Origin of the sequence: Rhodococcus sp. Leaf225 (assembly GCF_001426145.1) — a bacterium.
Taxonomy (GTDB): domain Bacteria; phylum Actinomycetota; class Actinomycetes; order Mycobacteriales; family Mycobacteriaceae; genus Rhodococcoides.
The window spans coordinates 317551-334962 of record NZ_LMRN01000025.1; the positions used below are offsets into that span (position 1 = coordinate 317551).

Below are 17412 nucleotides of genomic sequence, written 5' to 3' on the forward strand. Positions count from 1 at the left end.
CAGACAGGTAAGGACCCACCATGCTCCGCACGATGATGACCTCGAAGATCCACCGCGCCACCGTGACCCACGCCGATCTGCACTACGTGGGGTCGGTGACCATCGATCAGGACCTGCTCGACGCCGCCGCGCTGCTCGAGGGTGAGCAGGTGACCATCGTGGACATCGACAACGGGGCTCGGCTCGAGACCTATGTCATCGCGGGACAGCGTGGTTCGGGAGTGGTCGGGATCAACGGCGCCGCAGCGCATCTCGTGCACCCGGGTGATCTGGTGATCATCATCGCCTACGGCATCCTCGATCCGGCCGAGGTCGCCGAGTACGCGCCGAACGTGGTGTTCGTCGACGGCGACAACCGCCCCGTCCAGGTTGGCTCCGATCCGGCGGACAGCCCGGCCGGCTCCGGACTGATCTCGCCGCGCACACTCACCGCGGACACGCGTGACACGGTCTCGGTCTGATGCTGCTCACCGTCGACGTCCGCAACACCAACATCGTGTTGGGCGTGTTCACCGGCAGCGGTGACCACGCGCGGCTCACGCGGCAACGCCGGATGCGGACGGACGCGTCGATGACGGCGGACGAGCTCGCGTTGACCTTTCGCGGTCTCCTCGGTCCCGACGTGGAGACCATCACGGGTGTCGCGGCGCTCTCGACGGTCCCGTCGGTGCTGCGCGAGATCCGGACGATGCTGGGGCGGTACTGGTCGCACGTTCCCCACGTGGTCGTCGAGCCCGGCGTGCGCACGGGAGTGCCTCTGCTGGTGGACAATCCGAAGGAGGTGGGCGCCGACCGCATCGTCAACAGCCTCGCGGCCCACCACCTGTACGACGCGCCGTGCATCATCGTCGACTTCGGGACGTCCACGTGTGTCGACGTCGTGTCGGCCAAGGGGGAGTTCCTGGGCGGATCGATCGCACCCGGACTCGAGATCTCCATGGACGCGCTCGCGTCCCGCTCCGCGGCGCTGCGCAAGGTCGAACTGGTCCGGCCCCGAGGCGTTCTCGGCAAGAACACCGTCGAGGCCATGCAGTCGGGTGCGATCTTCGGCTTCGCCGGTCTCGTCGACGGCATCGTCGACCGGGTGTGCCGCGAGGTGCCCGGCTTCGACGGCGACGACGTCGTCGTGGTGGCCACCGGCGACACGGCGTCGCTCGTCATGGACGACTCCTCGTCGATCGATCGCATCGAGCCGGACCTCACGTTGGCGGGACTGCGGCTGGTCTACGAGCGCAATCAGGCCCGTCGCCGCTGATCGAGGCCACGACGGTCGAGGTGGCGCGCTGCCGAACTGTGTGCCACACTTTCGGGGTGACTGATCGCACGGGTGCTCGGGAGTGTTGTCGGGGCTGACGCCTGCCCTGACTGTCATCACACCTCCCTGGAGTCCTGTCGTGCTCTCGCTCTCTGCTGTCGCCCCCACCTCTCTGCGTCCCGCCGATCTGCTGCGCCTCACCGATCAAGGTGCGGCGGACGTGCTCGACGGTCGCCATGATGCGCTCCTCCCGCCCGGTGGAGTGTTCCCAGCCGGTGAACGGTGGTGTGCCCGTCTGCATTCGGACGATCTGGTCGACCTGTGGCTCATCAGCTGGGTGCCGGACAAGTCCACCGAACTGCACGACCACGCCGGATCGCTCGGCGCGCTGACCGTCCTGAGCGGCTCGCTCAGCGAATACCGTTGGAACGGTGAGGGTCTGCATCACCGCCGCCTGGACGCGGGTGATCAGGCGTCCTTCCCGCTGGGGTGGGTCCACGACGTCACCCACGCACCGGCCCCGACATCGGACCCGGTGACCGTGAGCGGTCCGACACTGAGCGTGCACGCGTACTCGCCGCCGCTGACGGCCATGTCCTACTACGAGATCGGCGAGCGCGGTGCTCTGCGCCGCACCCGGTCCGTCCTGACCGACCTGCCCGAGGGAGACGCGTGATGACGACTCGACCCACCACCCGATCGAGCATCGACGACATGCTCGAGCGCGCACGGTCCACGTACCGCCGCACGGACGTCTCCGAGCTGGCCGATGCCGTCGCCCGCGGCGCGGTGCTCGTCGACATCCGCCCCCAGGCACAGCGCGCGCTGGAGGGGACCATGCCGGGGGCACTGGCCGTCGAGCGCAACGTCCTCGAGTGGCGGTGCGACCCCACGAGCAGCGCACGCCTGGCCATCGCGGTGGATCACGACGTCGAGTGGATCGTGCTGTGCTCCGAGGGCTACACCTCCTCGCTGGCCGCCGCGGCGCTGCAGGAACTGGGGCTCACGCGAGCGTCCGACGTCATCGGTGGGTACCGCGCCATCGTCGACGCCGGGCTCACCGGCGTCGTGGGGAGCGCACGGCACTGCCTGCGCGAAGGGCGCACTCTCGTCGCGCACTGACCTCTCTATAGGCTGGGCAGTCGTGACCGAGACACCACGAGCAGACACCGACCCCGCCGCCGTTCCCACCGACGACACCCCGGAACAGGTGCGCATCCGCCGCGAGAAGCGCGCCCGGCTGCTGGAGTCCGGGCGCGAGGCGTATCCGGTGTCGGTCGCGAGGACGCACTCGCTGGCCGAGGTCCGGGCTGCGCATCCCGCGCTCGAGCCGGACACACACACCGGCGAGCAGGTGGGGGTGGCCGGTCGCGTCATCTTCCTGCGCAACACCGGCAAACTCTGCTTCGCGACGCTGCAGGACGGGGACGGCACGCAGCTCCAGGCCATGATCTCCCTCGCCGGTGTCGGCGAGGACGCGCTGGCGCTGTGGAAGTCGGACGTCGATCTCGGCGACATGATCTTCGTGCACGGCGAGGTGATCAGCTCCCGACGCGGCGAGCTGAGCGTCATGGCGGACGAGTGGCAGATGGCGTCCAAGTCGCTGCGGCCCCTGCCCGTCGCCCACAAGGAGATGAACGAGGAGTCCCGCGTCCGCCAGCGGTACGTCGACCTCATCGTGCGTCCCGAGGCGCGGGAGAACGCCCGCCGCCGCGTCGCCGCGCTGCGCGCACTGCGTGACGGGCTCGAGCGCCGCGGATTCCTGGAGATCGAGACCCCGATGCTCCAGACGCTGCACGGTGGCGCCGCGGCCCGACCGTTCACGACGCACTCGAACGCGCTCGACATCGACCTGTTCCTCCGCATCGCTCCCGAACTGTTCCTCAAGCGGGCGGTCGTGGGCGGCATCGACCGGGTCTTCGAGATCAACCGCAACTTCCGCAACGAGGGCATCGACTCCACGCACTCCCCGGAGTTCGCGATGCTCGAGACGTACGAGGCCTACGGCACGTACGACGACTCCGCGGTGATGACGCGCGAGCTCGTCCAGGAAGTCGTCCAGGCCGTGTACGGGTCGCTCCAGGTCACCCTCGCGGACGGTTCCGCGTACGACTTCGCGGGCGAGTGGACCACCATCGAGATGTACCCGTCGTTGTCGGCCGCCGTCGGCATCGAGGTGACACCGGAGACGAGCCCGGGCGACCTGCGTGCGCTGGCCGATCGGGTGGGTCTCGCCGTGCCGACGGACAAGGGGTGGGGCCACGGCAAGCTGGTCGAGGAGCTGTGGGAGCACAGCTGCGGGGACCAGCTCCACGCTCCGACGTTCGTCCGCAACTTCCCCGTGGAGACGTCGCCACTGGTCCGCGCCCATCGCAGCATCCCCGGTGTGGTGGAGAAGTGGGACCTGTACGTCCGGGGCTTCGAGCTCGCCACCGGCTACTCGGAGCTCGTCGATCCCGTCGTGCAGCGTGAGCGCTTCGTCGATCAGGCCCGGCTGGCGTCGGCCGGCGACGACGAGGCCATGGTTCTCGACGAGGATTTCCTCACCGCCATGGAGTACGCGATGCCCCCCACAACGGGTACCGGAATGGGCATCGACCGCCTTCTGATGGCGCTCACCGGGTTGGGTATTCGCGAGACCATCCTCTTTCCATTGGTACGTCCCGACCGCGGCTGACGGCGAATAGAAACATTCCACTCGGTACGCTGCATTGCCTCGGTAATGCGCGCTATTATCGACCTCGCTCGGCGAAAAGTGTCGCTGTGTTCGGAGGGGGGGAATGCGTCGAATGGTCAAGAAGGTGACGGTCACGCTGGTCGATGACGTCGACAACGTACCGGCTGACGAGACGGTGTCGATCGGGTTGGACGGCACGTGGTTCGAGTTGGATCTGTCCAACTCGAACGCCGATGAGCTGCGGAAAGTCATGGACCAATGGATCCAGCACGCGCGGCGGGTGTCGACGCGGACGACCGGGGGAGGGCCGGCCGCGAGCTCGTCCGGGGGCACGCGGACACGCGGAGCGGCCGATCGGGCGCGCAGTGCTGCAATACGGGAATGGGCGCGCACGCAAGGTTTCGAGATCAGCGCGCGGGGCCGCATATCGTCCGAGATCGTGCGGGCCTGGGAACTTTCTTCGTGATTCTGTCCTGTCTGTCGGAGTCATTGTCATTCGATTGAATGACAATGACTCCAATGGATGGGCGGAATGTCCGTCACGTCTCATCACGCCGACCCATTGCCGTGGGTGCCGATCAGGAGTAGGCCGTTCGCTGCGGGCGAAGGCGGGAACGGTGAATCCGCTGTCGCTCGTGGTAACGAATCTCCGGTGCAGTGCGTTGTGACTGCATACAAGGGTGCCGGTGTCGTCCCGATGGACGCGCCGAGCGCGTGGGAGCCACCGTTCGCCGTCGGATGAACTTCCCCGGCGGAGCGGCACTCGAAGGTCACGGCAACTAGAGTGAGAGTCGGGCTCGAGGTTCGGACTAGAGGGTCCGACGCCTGCCCCGTCATCAGTGTGAGGGAGAGCGATGTTCGAGAGGTTCACCGACCGCGCACGGCGCGTCGTCGTCCTGGCCCAAGAAGAGGCCCGGATGCTCAACCACAACTACATCGGCACGGAGCACATCCTGCTGGGTCTCATCCACGAGGGTGAAGGCGTGGCGGCGAAGTCTCTGGAGTCGCTCGGGATCTCCCTCGAAGGTGTACGCAGCCAGGTCGAGGAGATCATCGGCCAGGGCCAGCAGGCACCGTCCGGGCACATCCCGTTCACTCCGCGTGCCAAGAAGGTCCTCGAACTCAGCCTGCGTGAGGCGCTGCAGCTCGGACACAACTACATCGGCACGGAGCACATCCTGCTCGGCCTCATCCGTGAGGGCGAGGGTGTGGCTGCGCAGGTGCTGGTCAAGCTCGGCGCCGATCTCAACCGCGTGCGCCAGCAGGTCATCCAGCTCCTGTCCGGATACCAGGGCAAGGAGCCCAGCGAGTCCGGCAGCAGCCGCGGCGAGGCGGGCACACCGTCCACGTCGCTGGTGCTCGACCAGTTCGGCCGCAACCTCACGCAGGCCGCACTCGAGGGCAAGCTCGACCCGGTGATCGGACGCGCGAAGGAGATCGAGCGCGTCATGCAGGTGCTGAGCCGCCGTACCAAGAACAACCCGGTGCTCATCGGTGAGCCCGGCGTCGGCAAGACCGCCGTCGTCGAGGGCCTCGCGCAGGCGATCGTCAACGGCGAGGTTCCCGAGACGCTCAAGGACAAGCAGCTCTACACGCTGGACCTGGGCTCGCTCGTCGCCGGCAGCCGGTACCGCGGTGACTTCGAGGAGCGCCTGAAGAAGGTGCTCAAGGAGATCAACACCCGCGGCGACATCATCCTGTTCATCGACGAGCTGCACACGCTCGTCGGCGCGGGTGCTGCCGAGGGCGCGATCGACGCGGCCTCCATCCTGAAGCCGAAGCTCGCTCGTGGTGAGCTCCAGACCATCGGTGCCACCACGCTCGACGAGTACCGCAAGTACATCGAGAAGGACGCGGCCCTCGAGCGTCGCTTCCAGCCGGTGCAGGTCGGCGAGCCGTCGGTCGATCACACGATCGAGATCCTCAAGGGTCTGCGCGACCGGTACGAGGCGCATCACCGCGTCTCGATCACCGACAGCGCGCTCGTGGCGGCCGCGACCCTGGCTGACCGGTACATCAACGACCGCTTCCTGCCGGACAAGGCGATCGACCTCATCGACGAGGCGGGCGCGCGCATGCGCATCCGTCGGATGACGGCGCCGCCGGACCTGCGCGACTTCGACGACAAGATCGCCGATGCTCGTCGGGAGAAGGAGTCCGCGATCGACGCGCAGGACTTCGAGAAGGCCGCCAACCTGCGCGACAAGGAGAAGCAGCTCGTCGCGCAGCGTGCCGAGCGCGAGAAGCAGTGGCGTAGCGGAGACCTCGACGTCATCGCCGAGGTCGACGACAACGAGATCGCCGAGGTCCTGGGCAACTGGACCGGCATCCCCGTGTTCAAGCTGACCGAGGAGGAGACCACGCGTCTCCTGCGCATGGAGGACGAACTCCACAAGCGCATCATCGGCCAGGTCGAGGCGGTCAAGGCGGTCTCGAAGGCCATCCGCCGGACCCGCGCAGGACTGAAGGACCCGAAGCGTCCGTCCGGCTCGTTCATCTTCGCCGGCCCGTCCGGTGTGGGTAAGACGGAGCTGTCGAAGGCTCTGGCGAACTTCCTGTTCGGCGAGGACGACGCGCTCATCCAGATCGACATGGGCGAGTTCCACGACCGGTTCACCGCATCGCGTCTGTTCGGTGCGCCCCCCGGATACGTGGGCTACGAAGAGGGTGGCCAGCTCACCGAGAAGGTGCGCCGCAAGCCGTTCTCCGTGGTGCTGTTCGACGAGATCGAGAAGGCTCACCAGGAGATCTACAACACGCTCCTGCAGGTGCTCGAGGACGGCCGTCTCACCGACGGTCAGGGTCGTACGGTCGACTTCAAGAACACCGTGCTGATCTTCACCTCGAACCTCGGTACGTCGGACATCTCCAAGGCCGTCGGGCTGGGCTTCTCCTCGGGTGAGGGCAGTGGCTCCAACTACGAGCGCATGAAGCTCAAGGTGCACGACGAGCTGAAGAAGCACTTCCGCCCCGAGTTCCTGAACCGCATCGACGACATCGTCGTCTTCCACCAGCTCACCAAGGACGAGATCATCCAGATGGTCGATCTCATGCTGGCGCGGGTGGAGGTTGCGCTCAAGAACAAGGACATGGCCATCGAGGTCACGGACAAGGGCAAGGCGCTCCTGGCGAAGCGTGGATTCGACCCGGTGTTGGGTGCGCGTCCGCTGCGTCGCACCATCCAGCGCGAGATCGAGGACCAGCTGTCCGAGAAGATCCTGTTCGGCGAGATCGAGCCGGGTCAGATCGTGCTGGTCGACGTCGACAACTGGGACGGCGAAGGACAGGGCGAAGACGCAGTCTTCACCTTCCGCGGCGAGAAGAAGCCGATCAGCCTTCCCGACGAGTTGACCGTCGACCTGGCGAAGTCGGGCGAGAGCTCCGAGTAGTACGTACGCACGGCAACGGGCGGGACCCTCACGGGTCTCGCCCGTTCTGCGTTCGTGGTGTCTCTCGCGATGAGTTCGGCCGCACCGCCCGGTCTGTACCGGTATGGCTCCTGCAACCGTGAACTCGATGCTCCTGTCCAGCCCCGATCCCGAAGCGCTCGCCCGGTGGTACGGGGAGGTGTTCGAGGCGCGGCCGATGTCGATGGGCCCGTACACCGTGATCGACCTCGACGGCTTCTTCGTCATGTTCGACAAGCGTGACGACGTGACGGGCCCGAATCGAGAGGGTGCGCGCGTCGTCCTGAACGTGGAACCGGACGACCCGGAGGCGGTCGCCGGTCGAATCGACGCGCTCGGCGGCGAGTGGGTGAGTCCCCTCGAGAGCCGCGACGGGGACCTGTTCGCCACCGCGAAGGATCCCGACGGCAACTGGATCCAGCTGGTCCGTCTGCGGGACGAGATGGAAGCGCAGATGGGCGCTCCGACGACGCCGTTCTCCGGCATCGCGGTCCGAGACATGGAGGACACCACGCGCTTCTACCGCAATGTCCTGGGCATGCGCGTGCTGCCGTCCGAGATGGGTACTTCCTGGATTCGCATCGACCGACGCACCAGCATGCTCGCCTACCCCAAGCCGGATCACGTACCGGCCACGCACACCGTACTGAACATCCCGACGCGTGACATCGACGCCACGGTCGCCGACCTCACAGCGCGAGGTGTCGAGTTCGTCCGATACGACGGGGCACCGCAGGACGACAAGGGTGTCATGCGGGGGAACGGCCCGGACATCGCGTGGTTCACCGACCCGTCCGGCAACGTCCTTGCGGTGATCGCCGTCGACCCGAGCGTCTGACCTGGCATCGGTTCGAAGTCGACAGCCGCTGGATACTCTGAACGAGTCAAGAGTTCCCCAGCGACAAGGATGGCTGATGCCTACTCGTACAGCACGGACAGCATGGAACGGTTCACTCGAGGAAGGCTCGGGACAGGTCGAGCTCTCCAGCTCGAAGGTCGGCACGTACGACGTGTCGTTCCCCAAGCGTGCGGCGGACGACGCGGGCGGCACCACCAGCCCCGAGGAGCTCATCGCCGCAGCGCACTCGTCCTGCTATGCCATGCAGCTCTCGGCCGTCATCGCCGAGGCCGGTGGCACTCCGCAGAGCCTCGACGTCACCGCCGAGGTGTCGCTCGGACCGGACGAGGTCGGCTTCAAGCTGACCGGCATCACGATCACGGTGCGCGGTGAGGTCGACGGTCTGGACGCCGACGGCTTCGCGAAGGCAGCGCAGAACGCCAAGGAGACCTGCCCGGTGAGCAAGGCCCTGACGGGCGTCGAGATCACGCTCGACGCCGCTCTCGAGAGCTAACGCAACAGCTCGAACGTCCCCTGGACGACGGCGAACGCGTAGGCGTTGTCCAGGGGGCCGATCGCCTCGTCGGACTGCAGTTGGGTGGCCACCACCCAGTCCTGTCCCCGAGCGTCGGTCAAGAGCCAGGACCCCGCTACGTCGCCCGCGGCGTTGCCGTTCTTGTAGCCCACGTACGGCCAGCGAGCGGGATCGACCTCGGCGCCGGGGTTCAGCGCGAGGACCTGGCGCACGACGTCGCTCTGCGGACCCGTGATCAACGCCGCGTACGCGCGGCAGATGTCGTTCGCGCTGCCGAACCACTCGACTCCGTCCGGCGTACCGGGCCTCGTCGCGATGCCCTGGTAGTCGAGGTCGGCGGTCACCGGATCGACGGGTTCGCTGTCGATGGTGCGATTCTCGATACCGGCCAGGATGTCGCGGCGGGTCTGCGTGTCGGCGTCGCGCCACTGCGCCCGCAGGTCCGGCCGTCCCCACCCGAGCACGAAGAACTCGCGTGTCGTCGGAAAGGGCGTCAGCGCCGCAGGATTCGCGGCGCCCATGATGGTGACCTCGGACTCGACCGCGTCCCGTCCGATGCGATCCATCAGCAGATCGGTGGCCGTGTTGTCGCTGATCGCGATCATCGCGTCGGTCGCCTCGCGCACCGTCACCGGTGTTCCCTCGGGAGCGAACTGCAACTGTCCCGACGGGGCCGACTTGCGTGCGTCGGTCACGGTCAACTGCTCGTCCCACGACAGCGTCCCGTTGTCGACGGCCCGCGCGACCGCGCCGAGCACGTACAGCTTCGCGACAGAGGCGAGCGGCAGGGAGTCGTCCGCGTTCAGGCTGTGGACGGGAGTACAGGTGCCGTCGGTGACGCGGGAGGCGACGTAGGACGTGCGGGCACCGAGAGCGCTGAGCGCAGCGTCCGACGAGGCGAAGGAGTCGACGCCCTCGGTGTCGGGCAGAGCCTGGATCCCGGACAGCAGGCCGTCCTCGGTGGCGCGCAGTCGCAGCGTCACGGGCGCGTTCCGGCCGGTGCTCAGTTGCACGGTGGACTCGAGGCCGTCCTCGGTCCGTTCGCCCACGGTGAGGGGACCACTCGCCAGGATCTGCGCGACGGGACCGAGCAGCCCGCCGACCTGAGCCAGTGCCTGCGCCAGCTCGGGCGCCGCGAAGGAGTCGATCGCGGCCGGGTCGAGCGTGGTGGGGTCCGGCGTCGTGATCCAACCGAGGACGGTGTCGGTGACCGCCGTGATCGGCGCGCCGGCGGCCGGGGCAGCGGTCGTGTCGGCGGGTTCCGTCGTGGATCCGTCGCCGCGCGCGGCTCCCGACTCGAGCAGCGGATCGACGCCTGCGGAGCATCCGGCGAGCGTGAGAGTCGCGGTGACGGCAGCGGCCAGAATGGCGTACCTGCGTGACGTGGGCATGTGTCGCCGACCTCGTTCCCGCTCGAACTGCTGTGGCTCGAACTGCCGTGAAGAACCGACCTTACCTACAGTCATGTCCGGGTTTACTGGTCGGCCGGTCCGTCTCGACGGGCCGGAACGTCCAGGACGACGTCGAACTCCAGCAACGAGGCACCCGAGGCGACCGGCTTCGCCCGCTCACCGGAATGGGCCTCGCGAGCCGGTCCACCCGACCAGGCCTGGAACGACTCCTCGTCCTCCCACTGCGTGACGACGAAGTAGCGGCTCTCGCCCTTGACCGGGCGGAGCAGCTGGAAACCGAGGAAACCGGGTGAGCCGTCGACCGATCCGGCGCGGGCGGCGAAGCGCTTCTCGAGTTCGGGGCCGGCGCCCTCGGGCACCTCGATGGCGTTGATCTTGACCACTGGCATGGACCCGAGGCTACCTGCGACGGTTACGGTCGAGCGATGCTGGACGACCACGGCGGCTCCGGAGTGCCCCTCGTGCTGCTGCACGGCCTGATGGGCGGCCCGGACACGTGGCGGCGGCAGGTGCCCTGGTTGCGGGAGCACGGCCACGTCCTCGCCGCCCGGGCGGCGGGACACGGGCGTGCTGCTCCGGCGACCCTCACCACGGAGGCGTTCGTCGACGAGCTGCGCGAGGCGCTGGCGCCGTTCGAGTCCGTGATCCTGATCGGTCACTCCATGGGCGCGCTCCACGCGTGGTGCCTCGCGGCGCGCGAACCGGATCGGGTGCGCGGGATCGTCGTCGAGGACATGGCTCCCGACTTCCGCGGTCGCACCTCCGACGGGTGGGCCGCCGTCATCCGTGCGTGGCCCCAGCCGTTCCCCGACGAGGCCGCGGTTCTGGCGTACTTCGGTGACGTCGCGGGGCAGTACTTCCTCGACTCCTTCGAGCGGACGCCGGACGGGCTGCACCTGCACGGAGACGTGGACACGTTCGCGGCGATCTCGGACGAATGGGGACGACGCGACTTCTGGGACGAGTGGCGAGCAGTGCGTGCTCCCGCGCTGCTGCTCGAGGCGGAGCACACGGTCACTCCAGCGGGTCAGATGGCGAGAATGGCTGCACTGCATCACGACTCGACGTACGAGGTGGTCGCCGGCGCCGGGCATCTGGTGCACGACGATCGGCCGGGGGAGTACCGGCGCGCTGTCGAGTCGTTCCTACGAGCCCTCCCCGGCGAGCGCGAAGGCGCCGGCGGACGTCTGCTCGACGAGCCCGTCGACCAGTAGCGAGTTCAGGGCACGGTCACGTTGGCCGGGATCGGTCGTCCACACCAGATCGAGCTCGGACTTCTCCACCGGACCCATCGTGGAGCGCAGTACGTCCATCAGTTTTCCGCGCACCTGCCGATCGGTTCCGGCGAACTTCTGCACCTTCCTCGGCGGTCCGTCGTGCGCCGGCCGACCGGCCTCGACCCACGCGCACGACGGGAGCGGGCAGTCCGCGCAGGCGGGATTGCGTGCGGTGCAGATGACGGCGCCGAGCTCCATCAGTGCCGCCGACAGAGTGGCCGCGGTGGCGACGTCCTCGGGCAGCAAGGCCTCGGTGTCTGCGAGATCTCGTGTGGTGCTGGGGTTTCCGGGCTCGGCGCGGCCGTGGACTGCACGGGCGACGACCCGCCGCACGTTGGTGTCGACGACGGGGACCCGCTGCCCGTAGGCGAAGCAGGCGACGGCGCGCGCGGTGTACGCACCGACACCCGGCAGGGTCAGCAGCGTCTCGACATCCGACGGCGTCTCGTCGCCGTGGTGCTCGGCGAGGACGGCGGCGCAGTCGTGCAGGCGTGCGGCGCGACGGGGATAGCCGAGCTTGCCCCAGGCCCGCAGGACGTCGGCCCGCGATGACGCGGCCATGGCGGACGGCACCGGCCATCGCTGTACCCACTCGACCCAGATCGGAGCGACCCGCGCCACCGGAGTCTGCTGCAGCATCACCTCGCTCATCAGGATCTGCCACCCGCTGACACCGCTACGGCGCCACGGCAGATCCCTGGCCTCGCGTCGGTACCACGAGACCAGAACCTCGCTGTCCATGTCTGTGATCCTTCCCGGAAGTCGGGGCCGCCACCGGCGGGTGACTCATGTTTCGGTAACAATGAGTCCATGCCTAATTCGAGTCCCCGCTCAGCATGGAACGCACTCGTCGAGGGTAATCGCCGTTTCGTCGACGGCCGCCCGGAGCATCCCAGCCAGGGGGTGGATCACCGCGCGTCGCTCGTCGACGGTCAACACCCCACCGCGATCGTCTTCGGGTGCTCCGATTCCCGGGTGGCAGCCGAGATCATCTTCGACCAGGGCCTCGGCGACATGTTCGTCGTCCGCACGGCCGGCCAGGTCGTCGACTCGGCTGTTCTGGGTTCCCTGGAGTTCGGCGCCGAGGTCCTCGAAGCGCCGCTGATCGTCATTCTCGGCCACGACAGCTGTGGTGCCGTCAAGGCGACCATCAACGCGCTGGACGAGGGCACCGTCCCCGGTGGCTTCATCCGCGACATCGTCGAGCGGGTCACGCCGTCCGTCCTCAACGCCCACCGACTGGGGTACACGCGCGCCGACGACGTCGAGGCGCGCCACGTCCTCGAGACCGGAAAGTTGCTGATCGATCGGTCGTCGATCCTCGAGAAGCGCGTCGCCGCGGGAAAACTCGCCATCGTCGGCCTCACGTACAAGCTGGCCGAGGGCAAGGTGGAGTTCCAGGGCGCGCTGGGCGACATCGGACACGTCGAGATGGGGTCGACCGACCGCACCGATGCGAGTGATCTGCTCACCTCGTCGGCGACGGCGAGCGACACGCCGTAGTAGGTGCCGCTCGGTCACCGCGTCGGCACATACGGTTGACCTGTGCTCGAGCCGAACGGACCCTTGCCTCCCGAGATCTACTGGCGACGCCGCGCGCTCGCGATCGGTGGCGCAGTGGTGGTCATCGGACTCGTGGTGTGGCTGGTGGTGTCGCTCGCCGGTGGCGGGTCGCAGGATTCCGAGTCCACCGCGGCGTCCGCCTCGCTCGCACCGTCCGCTGCCACGACGTACCGCCCCGACGCGTCCGCGACCGGAGGCTCAGCTCCGGCAGGAGGTTCCGGTGGTGGCGGCGGAGGCGGAGACGCCGCGTCCTCGTCGTCGGCGACGTCCACGTCCGCCACGACGTCCTCTGCGCCCGTCGCTCCCGGTCAGTGCGCGGATCAGTCTCTCGCCGTGAAGGCCTCGCCCGATCAGCCGTCCTACCCCGCGGGGCAGGAGCCGGCGTTCACCGTCGTCGTCACCAACATCGGAACCTCGGCATGCGAGCGCGATCTGGGTTCGGGTCTGCAGCAGGTGCTGGTCTACACGCTGGAGGGGCAGCGACTCTGGTCGAACGTCGACTGCTTCCCCACCACGACTCCCGACATCCGCACGCTGCAGCCCGGTGAACAGGCGCCGTTCGCCGTGAAGTGGTCCGCGACCACCTCCGAGCCCGGGTGCGCGGCGCCGCGGAACCCGGTGGGCCCCGGCGGATACAGCGTGGTCGGCCAGCTCGGCCAGCTGCGCAGCGCGCCGGAGACGTTCAACATCACGTAGCGCACCTCCGTTCCGCGTCAGCGAGGTCGGTTCCCGCGGCAGTTCCGCGTTCCGGCAGGTGCTGCAGTCGCAGCGCGAACACGAAACCCCTCCGGGAAGACCGGCCGACTAATCGAACGGGAAGGCCGGGAGCCGGCCGATCAATCGAACGGGAAGGCCGGGAGCCGGCCGATTAGTCGAACGGGAAGGCCGGAGGCCGGCCGATTAGTCGAACGGGAAGGCCGGAGGCCGGCCGATCAATCGAAGGGCCCCGAGATGCTGGCCTCGGCCATGCGGGACAGGCCTTCTCTGATGTGCCGGGCCCACAGCCCACCGATGCCCTCGACGGACTGCAGGTCGGCTGCGGTGGCGGCCAGCAGTGTCTGCAGGGTGCCGAAGTGCCCGACCAGTCGGTGGATCTGCGTGAACTGCAGCCGCGGAACGCGGGTGAGCAACCGGTACCCGCGGGGACTCATCGGTGCGTCGAGCGCCTCGATCGTGCCGGGGTAGCCGAAGGCACGAGCGATCACCGTGAGGTCGAGCAGGTCGACGTCGGTGAGCCGGTCGAGTGCCGCGAGGGAGCGTTCGACGGCCGCGGTGGTGGGTGTGTCGTTGCCGGCGAGGTAGTCGCGGACGACGAGTTGGCGCGCAGAGTCGTTGTCGCCCACCAGTTCTTCGAGCTGCAGGGCGAGCTGGCGCCCGTCGATACCGAGCTCGAGAACGTTCTGTTCGATCTCGACGGACACGCGCCGGACCATCTCGAGGCGCTGCGCGACGGTGAGCGCGTCGCGCAACGTCACCGAGTCCTCGATCTCCGTGACGGACAGTTGACGGCTGACCTCGTCGAGGCGCGCCTTGTACCGCTCGAGGGTGGCCACGGCCTGGTTGGCGCGGGACAGGATGGTCGCGGAACCCTCGATGACGTGCCGGGTTCCGCCGACGTAGACGCTGAGGATGCTCATCGACTGGCTGACGGACACCACGGGGTAGCCGGTGTGGATCGCGGTGCGCTCGGCGGCCCGGTGGCGGGTACCGGACTCGACCGTGGGGATGGTGTGGTCGGGGACGAGCTGCACGTTGGCGCGGACGATGCGCGAACCGTCGGTGGACAACACGACGGCGCCGTCCATCTTGGACAGTTCGCGGAGCCGGGTGGGGGCGAACTCGACATCGAGATCGAAGCCGCCGTCGCAGATGCTCTCGACCTGTTCGTCGTACCCGAGGACGATCAGTCCGCCGGTGCGGCCGCGCAGGATGCGCTCGAGACCGTCGCGCAACGTGGTGCCCGGGGCGAGGTCGGCGATGGCGTCACGCAGGGACGAGTGGGGTACCGGGAAGCCGAGGGAGATGTCCGGAGTCGTCACGGTGTCGGTCACTGGTCCCCCTCCCACGTCGTTCCCGGTTGCCGGTGGTGCAGAGTCAGGGTACCGGTACTCACCGCACCGGCGTTCCGTCCGCGGGTCGAGTGGTCTACTTCCGTCGTCGCTCGAAGGCTCCCTGCATCGCGCCGGCGACGTCGGTGACCCGGACGACCCGCATGCCCGGTGGATCTCCGGCCGTGTCGTCCTTCACGCCGCGACGCTGGTCGGACGGGACGATCGCGGAGGTGAACCCCAGCCGCGCGGCCTCGGCGAGGCGCCGGTCGACGCCGACCACGCGCCGGACCTCTCCGGCCAGCCCCACCTCGCCGAGCACCACCATTCCCGGGGGCAGGGCGGTGTCACGGGCGGCGGAGGCGACCGCGAGTGCCAACGCGAGATCGACGACGGGCTCGGTGGTCCGCATACCGCCGATGGTGGCGGCGTAGACCTCCCGGCTGCTGAGCTGCACGCCGCAGCGACGTTCGAGGACCGCGAGGATCATCGACACCCGGGCGGCGTCGAGACCGCTGACGGCCCGGCGGGGCGTGGGCATGTGCGACGGCGCGACGAGTGCCTGGACCTCCGCGAGCAGGGCCCGCTTGCCGTCCATCGTGACGGTGACGGCGGTGCCGGGGACCGAGTCCGCGCGGTGGTGCAGGAACAGGCCGGACGGATCGCTGACGCCGTGGATGCCGCCCTCGCGCAGTTCGAAGCAGCCCACCTCGTCGGCGGCGCCGAAGCGGTTCTTGACGCCCCGGACCATGCGCAGGGTGGAGTGCTTGTCGCCCTCGAAGTGCAGGACGACGTCGACGAGGTGCTCGAGCGAGCGCGGCCCGGCGACCGCGCCGTCCTTCGTGACGTGGCCGACGAGGATGACGGCCGTGCCGCTGCCCTTGGCGAGGGACGTCAGCGCCGAGGTGATGGCACGGACCTGGGTGACGCCGCCGATGACGCCGTCCACGTCGGACGCCTGCATGGTCTGCACGGAGTCGACGACGACGAGGGTGGGCGCGACCTGGTCGACGTGGCCGAAGATGGTGGCCAGGTCGTTCTCCGCGGCGAGGAACACGCGCTCGTGCACGGCGCCCGTCCGGTCGGCGCGCAGACGCACCTGCCCCGCCGACTCCTCACCCGTGACGTAGAGCGCGATGTCCTGCGGGCTGCGCTCGGCCCACTGCTTGACCACCTCGAGCAGGAGGGTGGACTTGCCGACGCCCGGTTCACCCGCGAGCAGCACCACCGAGCCGGGCACGATGCCGCCGCCGAGCACGCGGTCGAGCTCGTCGACCCCGGTGGGACGGGCGATGGAGGACGTGCTGGAGACCTGTGTGAGCGGAAGTGCCGGCGACGTCGGGATCATCGACGCGCCGCCCGCCCGAACGGCGCTCGCACCCGGGCGGGACGACACGGAGGCGAGGAGGGTGACCTCGTCCATCGAGCCCCACGTCTCGCACTCGGGGCAGCGGCCGACCCACTTGGCCACGGTGTGCTGACAGGCCGAACAGCGATAACTGGTACGAGTCTTGGCCACTCGCGAAGACTAGAGGTGTCTACCGACAGGAATGCTCGGCCGACGGGGGACCGTCAGCCGTTGGCCTCTTCGTCGAGGCGCGGGGTGACGGGGCCCGGATCGACGGGCACGCTGACGGTGACGTCGCCGGCCTGCTGGAACGTGAAGGTGACAGGGACGGTGAGTCCGGGGCGCACGTTCTCGGAGAGGTCTTCCATCACGGCGGTGATGGACTGCGACCCCTCGGGGGCGGTGGGGTCCTGGTCCGCGGGCACTCCGGACGCGACGGACGCCTGAGCCGGGATCTCGATGGAGGTGCCACCGGTGGCACCGGTGACGACGACCTCGGCGGCACCCTCGGTCTCGATGCCGGTGATGCGGTCCGGTGTGGTCTCGCTGGTGTTGATCGCCGTGAAGATCAGCTCCGCGCGGCCACCGGGCTCGAGCACGAACTCGTCGGAGGAGGGGTAGGCGACGTGCACGTTGCGCAGGGAGACGGTGCCCTGGTCCGCGCCGTTACCGTTGACCGCGGCGACCTGCGTCGCCGTCTGGGAGATCTGCCCGGCGCTGCACGCGGAGAGGCTGATCACCGTGCCGAGAGCGAGCGCGACGCCGGTCGCGACTCGGGCCGGCCGGATCCGGGCGGTAGATGCGGTCACTGGTCGTCCTCCACTGGTCGTCATCGAGAGTTGTGCCGACGGGCGGCCACCACCACGCAGCGTAGTAGTTCGCCGTCCGGACGTGTGGATCGGGTGACGCCAGTCGGTGCCGGAGCGGGCCGAACAGCCTGCTCGATACATGTATCCCGCCCCCTGTCAAGAGCGTCCCCACCAGCCCTGTGCCCCTGACCTGCACCGTTGGAACGACCCCGGATCGGAGGCGTGTTAAACTGGCCATATCGA

General features: G+C 68.5%; 18 protein-coding genes. 12 read left to right on the top strand and 6 right to left on the bottom strand.

Going from position 1 to position 17412, the window contains the following annotated elements; all coding sequences use genetic code 11:
• Positions 1 to 20: 20 nt before the first annotated feature.
• From panD to ASG69_RS19865, 9 genes are all read left to right on the top strand, one after another.
• A complete protein-coding gene (gene panD, locus ASG69_RS19825) occupies positions 21 to 461 on the top strand; it encodes an aspartate 1-decarboxylase (protein ID WP_056443572.1) in 441 nt (146 codons plus the stop codon).
• The gene (locus ASG69_RS19830; protein ID WP_027506464.1) at positions 461 to 1255 is read left to right on the top strand and encodes a type III pantothenate kinase; all 795 of its coding nucleotides are present in this window, start codon (positions 461 to 463) and stop codon (positions 1253 to 1255) included. Before panD ends, ASG69_RS19830 begins: the two co-directional genes overlap by 1 nt.
• Positions 1256 to 1394: 139 nt before the next feature.
• Positions 1395 to 1931: a cysteine dioxygenase gene (locus ASG69_RS19835; protein WP_235579015.1), complete on the top strand. Its 537-nt coding sequence runs from the start codon at positions 1395 to 1397 to the stop codon at positions 1929 to 1931.
• On the top strand, positions 1931 to 2377 hold the full coding sequence (locus ASG69_RS19840; RefSeq protein ID WP_027506462.1) for a rhodanese-like domain-containing protein: 447 nt from the start codon (positions 1931 to 1933) through the stop codon (positions 2375 to 2377). The genes ASG69_RS19835 and ASG69_RS19840 overlap by 1 nt, the downstream gene beginning before the upstream one ends.
• A 22-nt stretch (positions 2378 to 2399) precedes the next feature.
• Positions 2400 to 3932, top strand: a complete 1533-nt coding sequence (lysS, locus tag ASG69_RS19845) for a lysine--tRNA ligase (protein ID WP_056443576.1) — start codon at positions 2400 to 2402, stop codon at positions 3930 to 3932.
• Positions 3933 to 4044: 112 nt separating this feature from the next.
• Complete coding sequence (locus ASG69_RS19850; RefSeq protein ID WP_027506460.1) at positions 4045 to 4398, top strand: histone-like nucleoid-structuring protein Lsr2; 354 nt, start codon at positions 4045 to 4047, stop codon at positions 4396 to 4398.
• Between the two features lie 388 nt (positions 4399 to 4786).
• Positions 4787 to 7321: an ATP-dependent Clp protease ATP-binding subunit gene (locus ASG69_RS19855; RefSeq protein ID WP_027506459.1), complete on the top strand. Its 2535-nt coding sequence runs from the start codon at positions 4787 to 4789 to the stop codon at positions 7319 to 7321.
• A gap of 103 nt (positions 7322 to 7424) precedes the next feature.
• The gene (locus ASG69_RS19860) at positions 7425 to 8177 is read left to right on the top strand and encodes a VOC family protein (protein ID WP_056443579.1); all 753 of its coding nucleotides are present in this window, start codon (positions 7425 to 7427) and stop codon (positions 8175 to 8177) included.
• A 76-nt stretch (positions 8178 to 8253) separates the two neighbouring features.
• Complete coding sequence (locus tag ASG69_RS19865) at positions 8254 to 8691, top strand: OsmC family protein (RefSeq protein WP_027506457.1); 438 nt, start codon at positions 8254 to 8256, stop codon at positions 8689 to 8691.
• On the opposite strand, the gene ASG69_RS19870 is transcribed toward ASG69_RS19865, so the two are convergent.
• Together ASG69_RS19870 and ASG69_RS19875 are read right to left on the bottom strand one after the other, a co-directional pair.
• Positions 8688 to 10103, bottom strand: a complete 1416-nt coding sequence (locus ASG69_RS19870; protein WP_056443582.1) for a serine hydrolase — start codon at positions 10101 to 10103, stop codon at positions 8688 to 8690. The two genes, ASG69_RS19865 and ASG69_RS19870, sit on opposite strands and share 4 nt — an antisense overlap.
• An 83-nt stretch (positions 10104 to 10186) precedes the next feature.
• Positions 10187 to 10513, bottom strand: coding sequence for an antibiotic biosynthesis monooxygenase family protein (locus ASG69_RS19875; RefSeq protein WP_056443585.1), 327 nt, complete (start codon positions 10511 to 10513; stop codon positions 10187 to 10189).
• 36 nt (positions 10514 to 10549) lie between these two features.
• On the opposite strand from ASG69_RS19875, the gene ASG69_RS19880 reads away from it, so the two are divergent.
• Positions 10550 to 11338: an alpha/beta fold hydrolase gene (locus ASG69_RS19880; protein WP_051613515.1), complete on the top strand. Its 789-nt coding sequence runs from the start codon at positions 10550 to 10552 to the stop codon at positions 11336 to 11338.
• On the opposite strand, the gene ASG69_RS19885 is transcribed toward ASG69_RS19880, so the two are convergent.
• On the bottom strand, positions 11270 to 12142 hold the full coding sequence (locus ASG69_RS19885) for an A/G-specific adenine glycosylase (RefSeq protein WP_037186305.1): 873 nt from the start codon (positions 12140 to 12142) through the stop codon (positions 11270 to 11272). The genes ASG69_RS19880 and ASG69_RS19885 overlap by 69 nt on opposite strands.
• Before the next feature lie 69 nt (positions 12143 to 12211).
• On the opposite strand from ASG69_RS19885, the gene ASG69_RS19890 reads away from it, so the two are divergent.
• Together ASG69_RS19890 and ASG69_RS19895 are read left to right on the top strand one after the other, a co-directional pair.
• Positions 12212 to 12904, top strand: coding sequence for a carbonic anhydrase (locus tag ASG69_RS19890; RefSeq protein WP_051613514.1), 693 nt, complete (start codon positions 12212 to 12214; stop codon positions 12902 to 12904).
• A 42-nt stretch (positions 12905 to 12946) separates the two neighbouring features.
• A complete protein-coding gene (locus tag ASG69_RS19895; protein ID WP_056443587.1) occupies positions 12947 to 13660 on the top strand; it encodes a hypothetical protein in 714 nt (237 codons plus the stop codon).
• Between the two features lie 236 nt (positions 13661 to 13896).
• On the opposite strand, the gene disA is transcribed toward ASG69_RS19895, so the two are convergent.
• The 3 genes from disA to ASG69_RS19910 form a co-directional block, all read right to left on the bottom strand.
• On the bottom strand, positions 13897 to 14988 hold the full coding sequence (gene disA, locus ASG69_RS19900) for a DNA integrity scanning diadenylate cyclase DisA (RefSeq protein ID WP_056444293.1): 1092 nt from the start codon (positions 14986 to 14988) through the stop codon (positions 13897 to 13899).
• 121 nt (positions 14989 to 15109) lie between these two features.
• Positions 15110 to 16531 (bottom strand): DNA repair protein RadA, encoded by a 1422-nt coding sequence (gene radA, locus ASG69_RS19905; protein WP_056443590.1) that lies wholly within the window; start codon positions 16529 to 16531, stop codon positions 15110 to 15112.
• A 53-nt stretch (positions 16532 to 16584) separates the two neighbouring features.
• Positions 16585 to 17169 (bottom strand): hypothetical protein, encoded by a 585-nt coding sequence (locus tag ASG69_RS19910; RefSeq protein ID WP_056443593.1) that lies wholly within the window; start codon positions 17167 to 17169, stop codon positions 16585 to 16587.
• Positions 17170 to 17412 lie beyond the last annotated feature (243 nt).

Bases quoted from the DNA above. Each gene is read 5' to 3' on its own strand.
- panD (WP_056443572.1), top strand. From the start codon at position 21: ATGCTCCGCACGATGATGACCTCGAAGATCCACCGCGCCACCGTGACC.
- ASG69_RS19830 (WP_027506464.1), top strand. From the start codon at position 461: ATGCTGCTCACCGTCGACGTCCGCAACACCAACATCGTGTTGGGCGTG.
- ASG69_RS19840 (WP_027506462.1), top strand. From the start codon at position 1,931: ATGACGACTCGACCCACCACCCGATCGAGCATCGACGACATGCTCGAG.
- ASG69_RS19850 (WP_027506460.1), top strand. From the start codon at position 4,045: ATGGTCAAGAAGGTGACGGTCACGCTGGTCGATGACGTCGACAACGTA.
- ASG69_RS19855 (WP_027506459.1), top strand. From the start codon at position 4,787: ATGTTCGAGAGGTTCACCGACCGCGCACGGCGCGTCGTCGTCCTGGCC.
- ASG69_RS19860 (WP_056443579.1), top strand. From the start codon at position 7,425: ATGGCTCCTGCAACCGTGAACTCGATGCTCCTGTCCAGCCCCGATCCC.
- ASG69_RS19865 (WP_027506457.1), top strand. From the start codon at position 8,254: ATGCCTACTCGTACAGCACGGACAGCATGGAACGGTTCACTCGAGGAA.
- ASG69_RS19870 (WP_056443582.1), bottom strand. From the start codon at position 10,103: ATGCCCACGTCACGCAGGTACGCCATTCTGGCCGCTGCCGTCACCGCG.
- ASG69_RS19875 (WP_056443585.1), bottom strand. From the start codon at position 10,513: ATGCCAGTGGTCAAGATCAACGCCATCGAGGTGCCCGAGGGCGCCGGC.
- ASG69_RS19880 (WP_051613515.1), top strand. From the start codon at position 10,550: ATGCTGGACGACCACGGCGGCTCCGGAGTGCCCCTCGTGCTGCTGCAC.
- ASG69_RS19885 (WP_037186305.1), bottom strand. From the start codon at position 12,142: ATGGACAGCGAGGTTCTGGTCTCGTGGTACCGACGCGAGGCCAGGGAT.
- ASG69_RS19890 (WP_051613514.1), top strand. From the start codon at position 12,212: ATGCCTAATTCGAGTCCCCGCTCAGCATGGAACGCACTCGTCGAGGGT.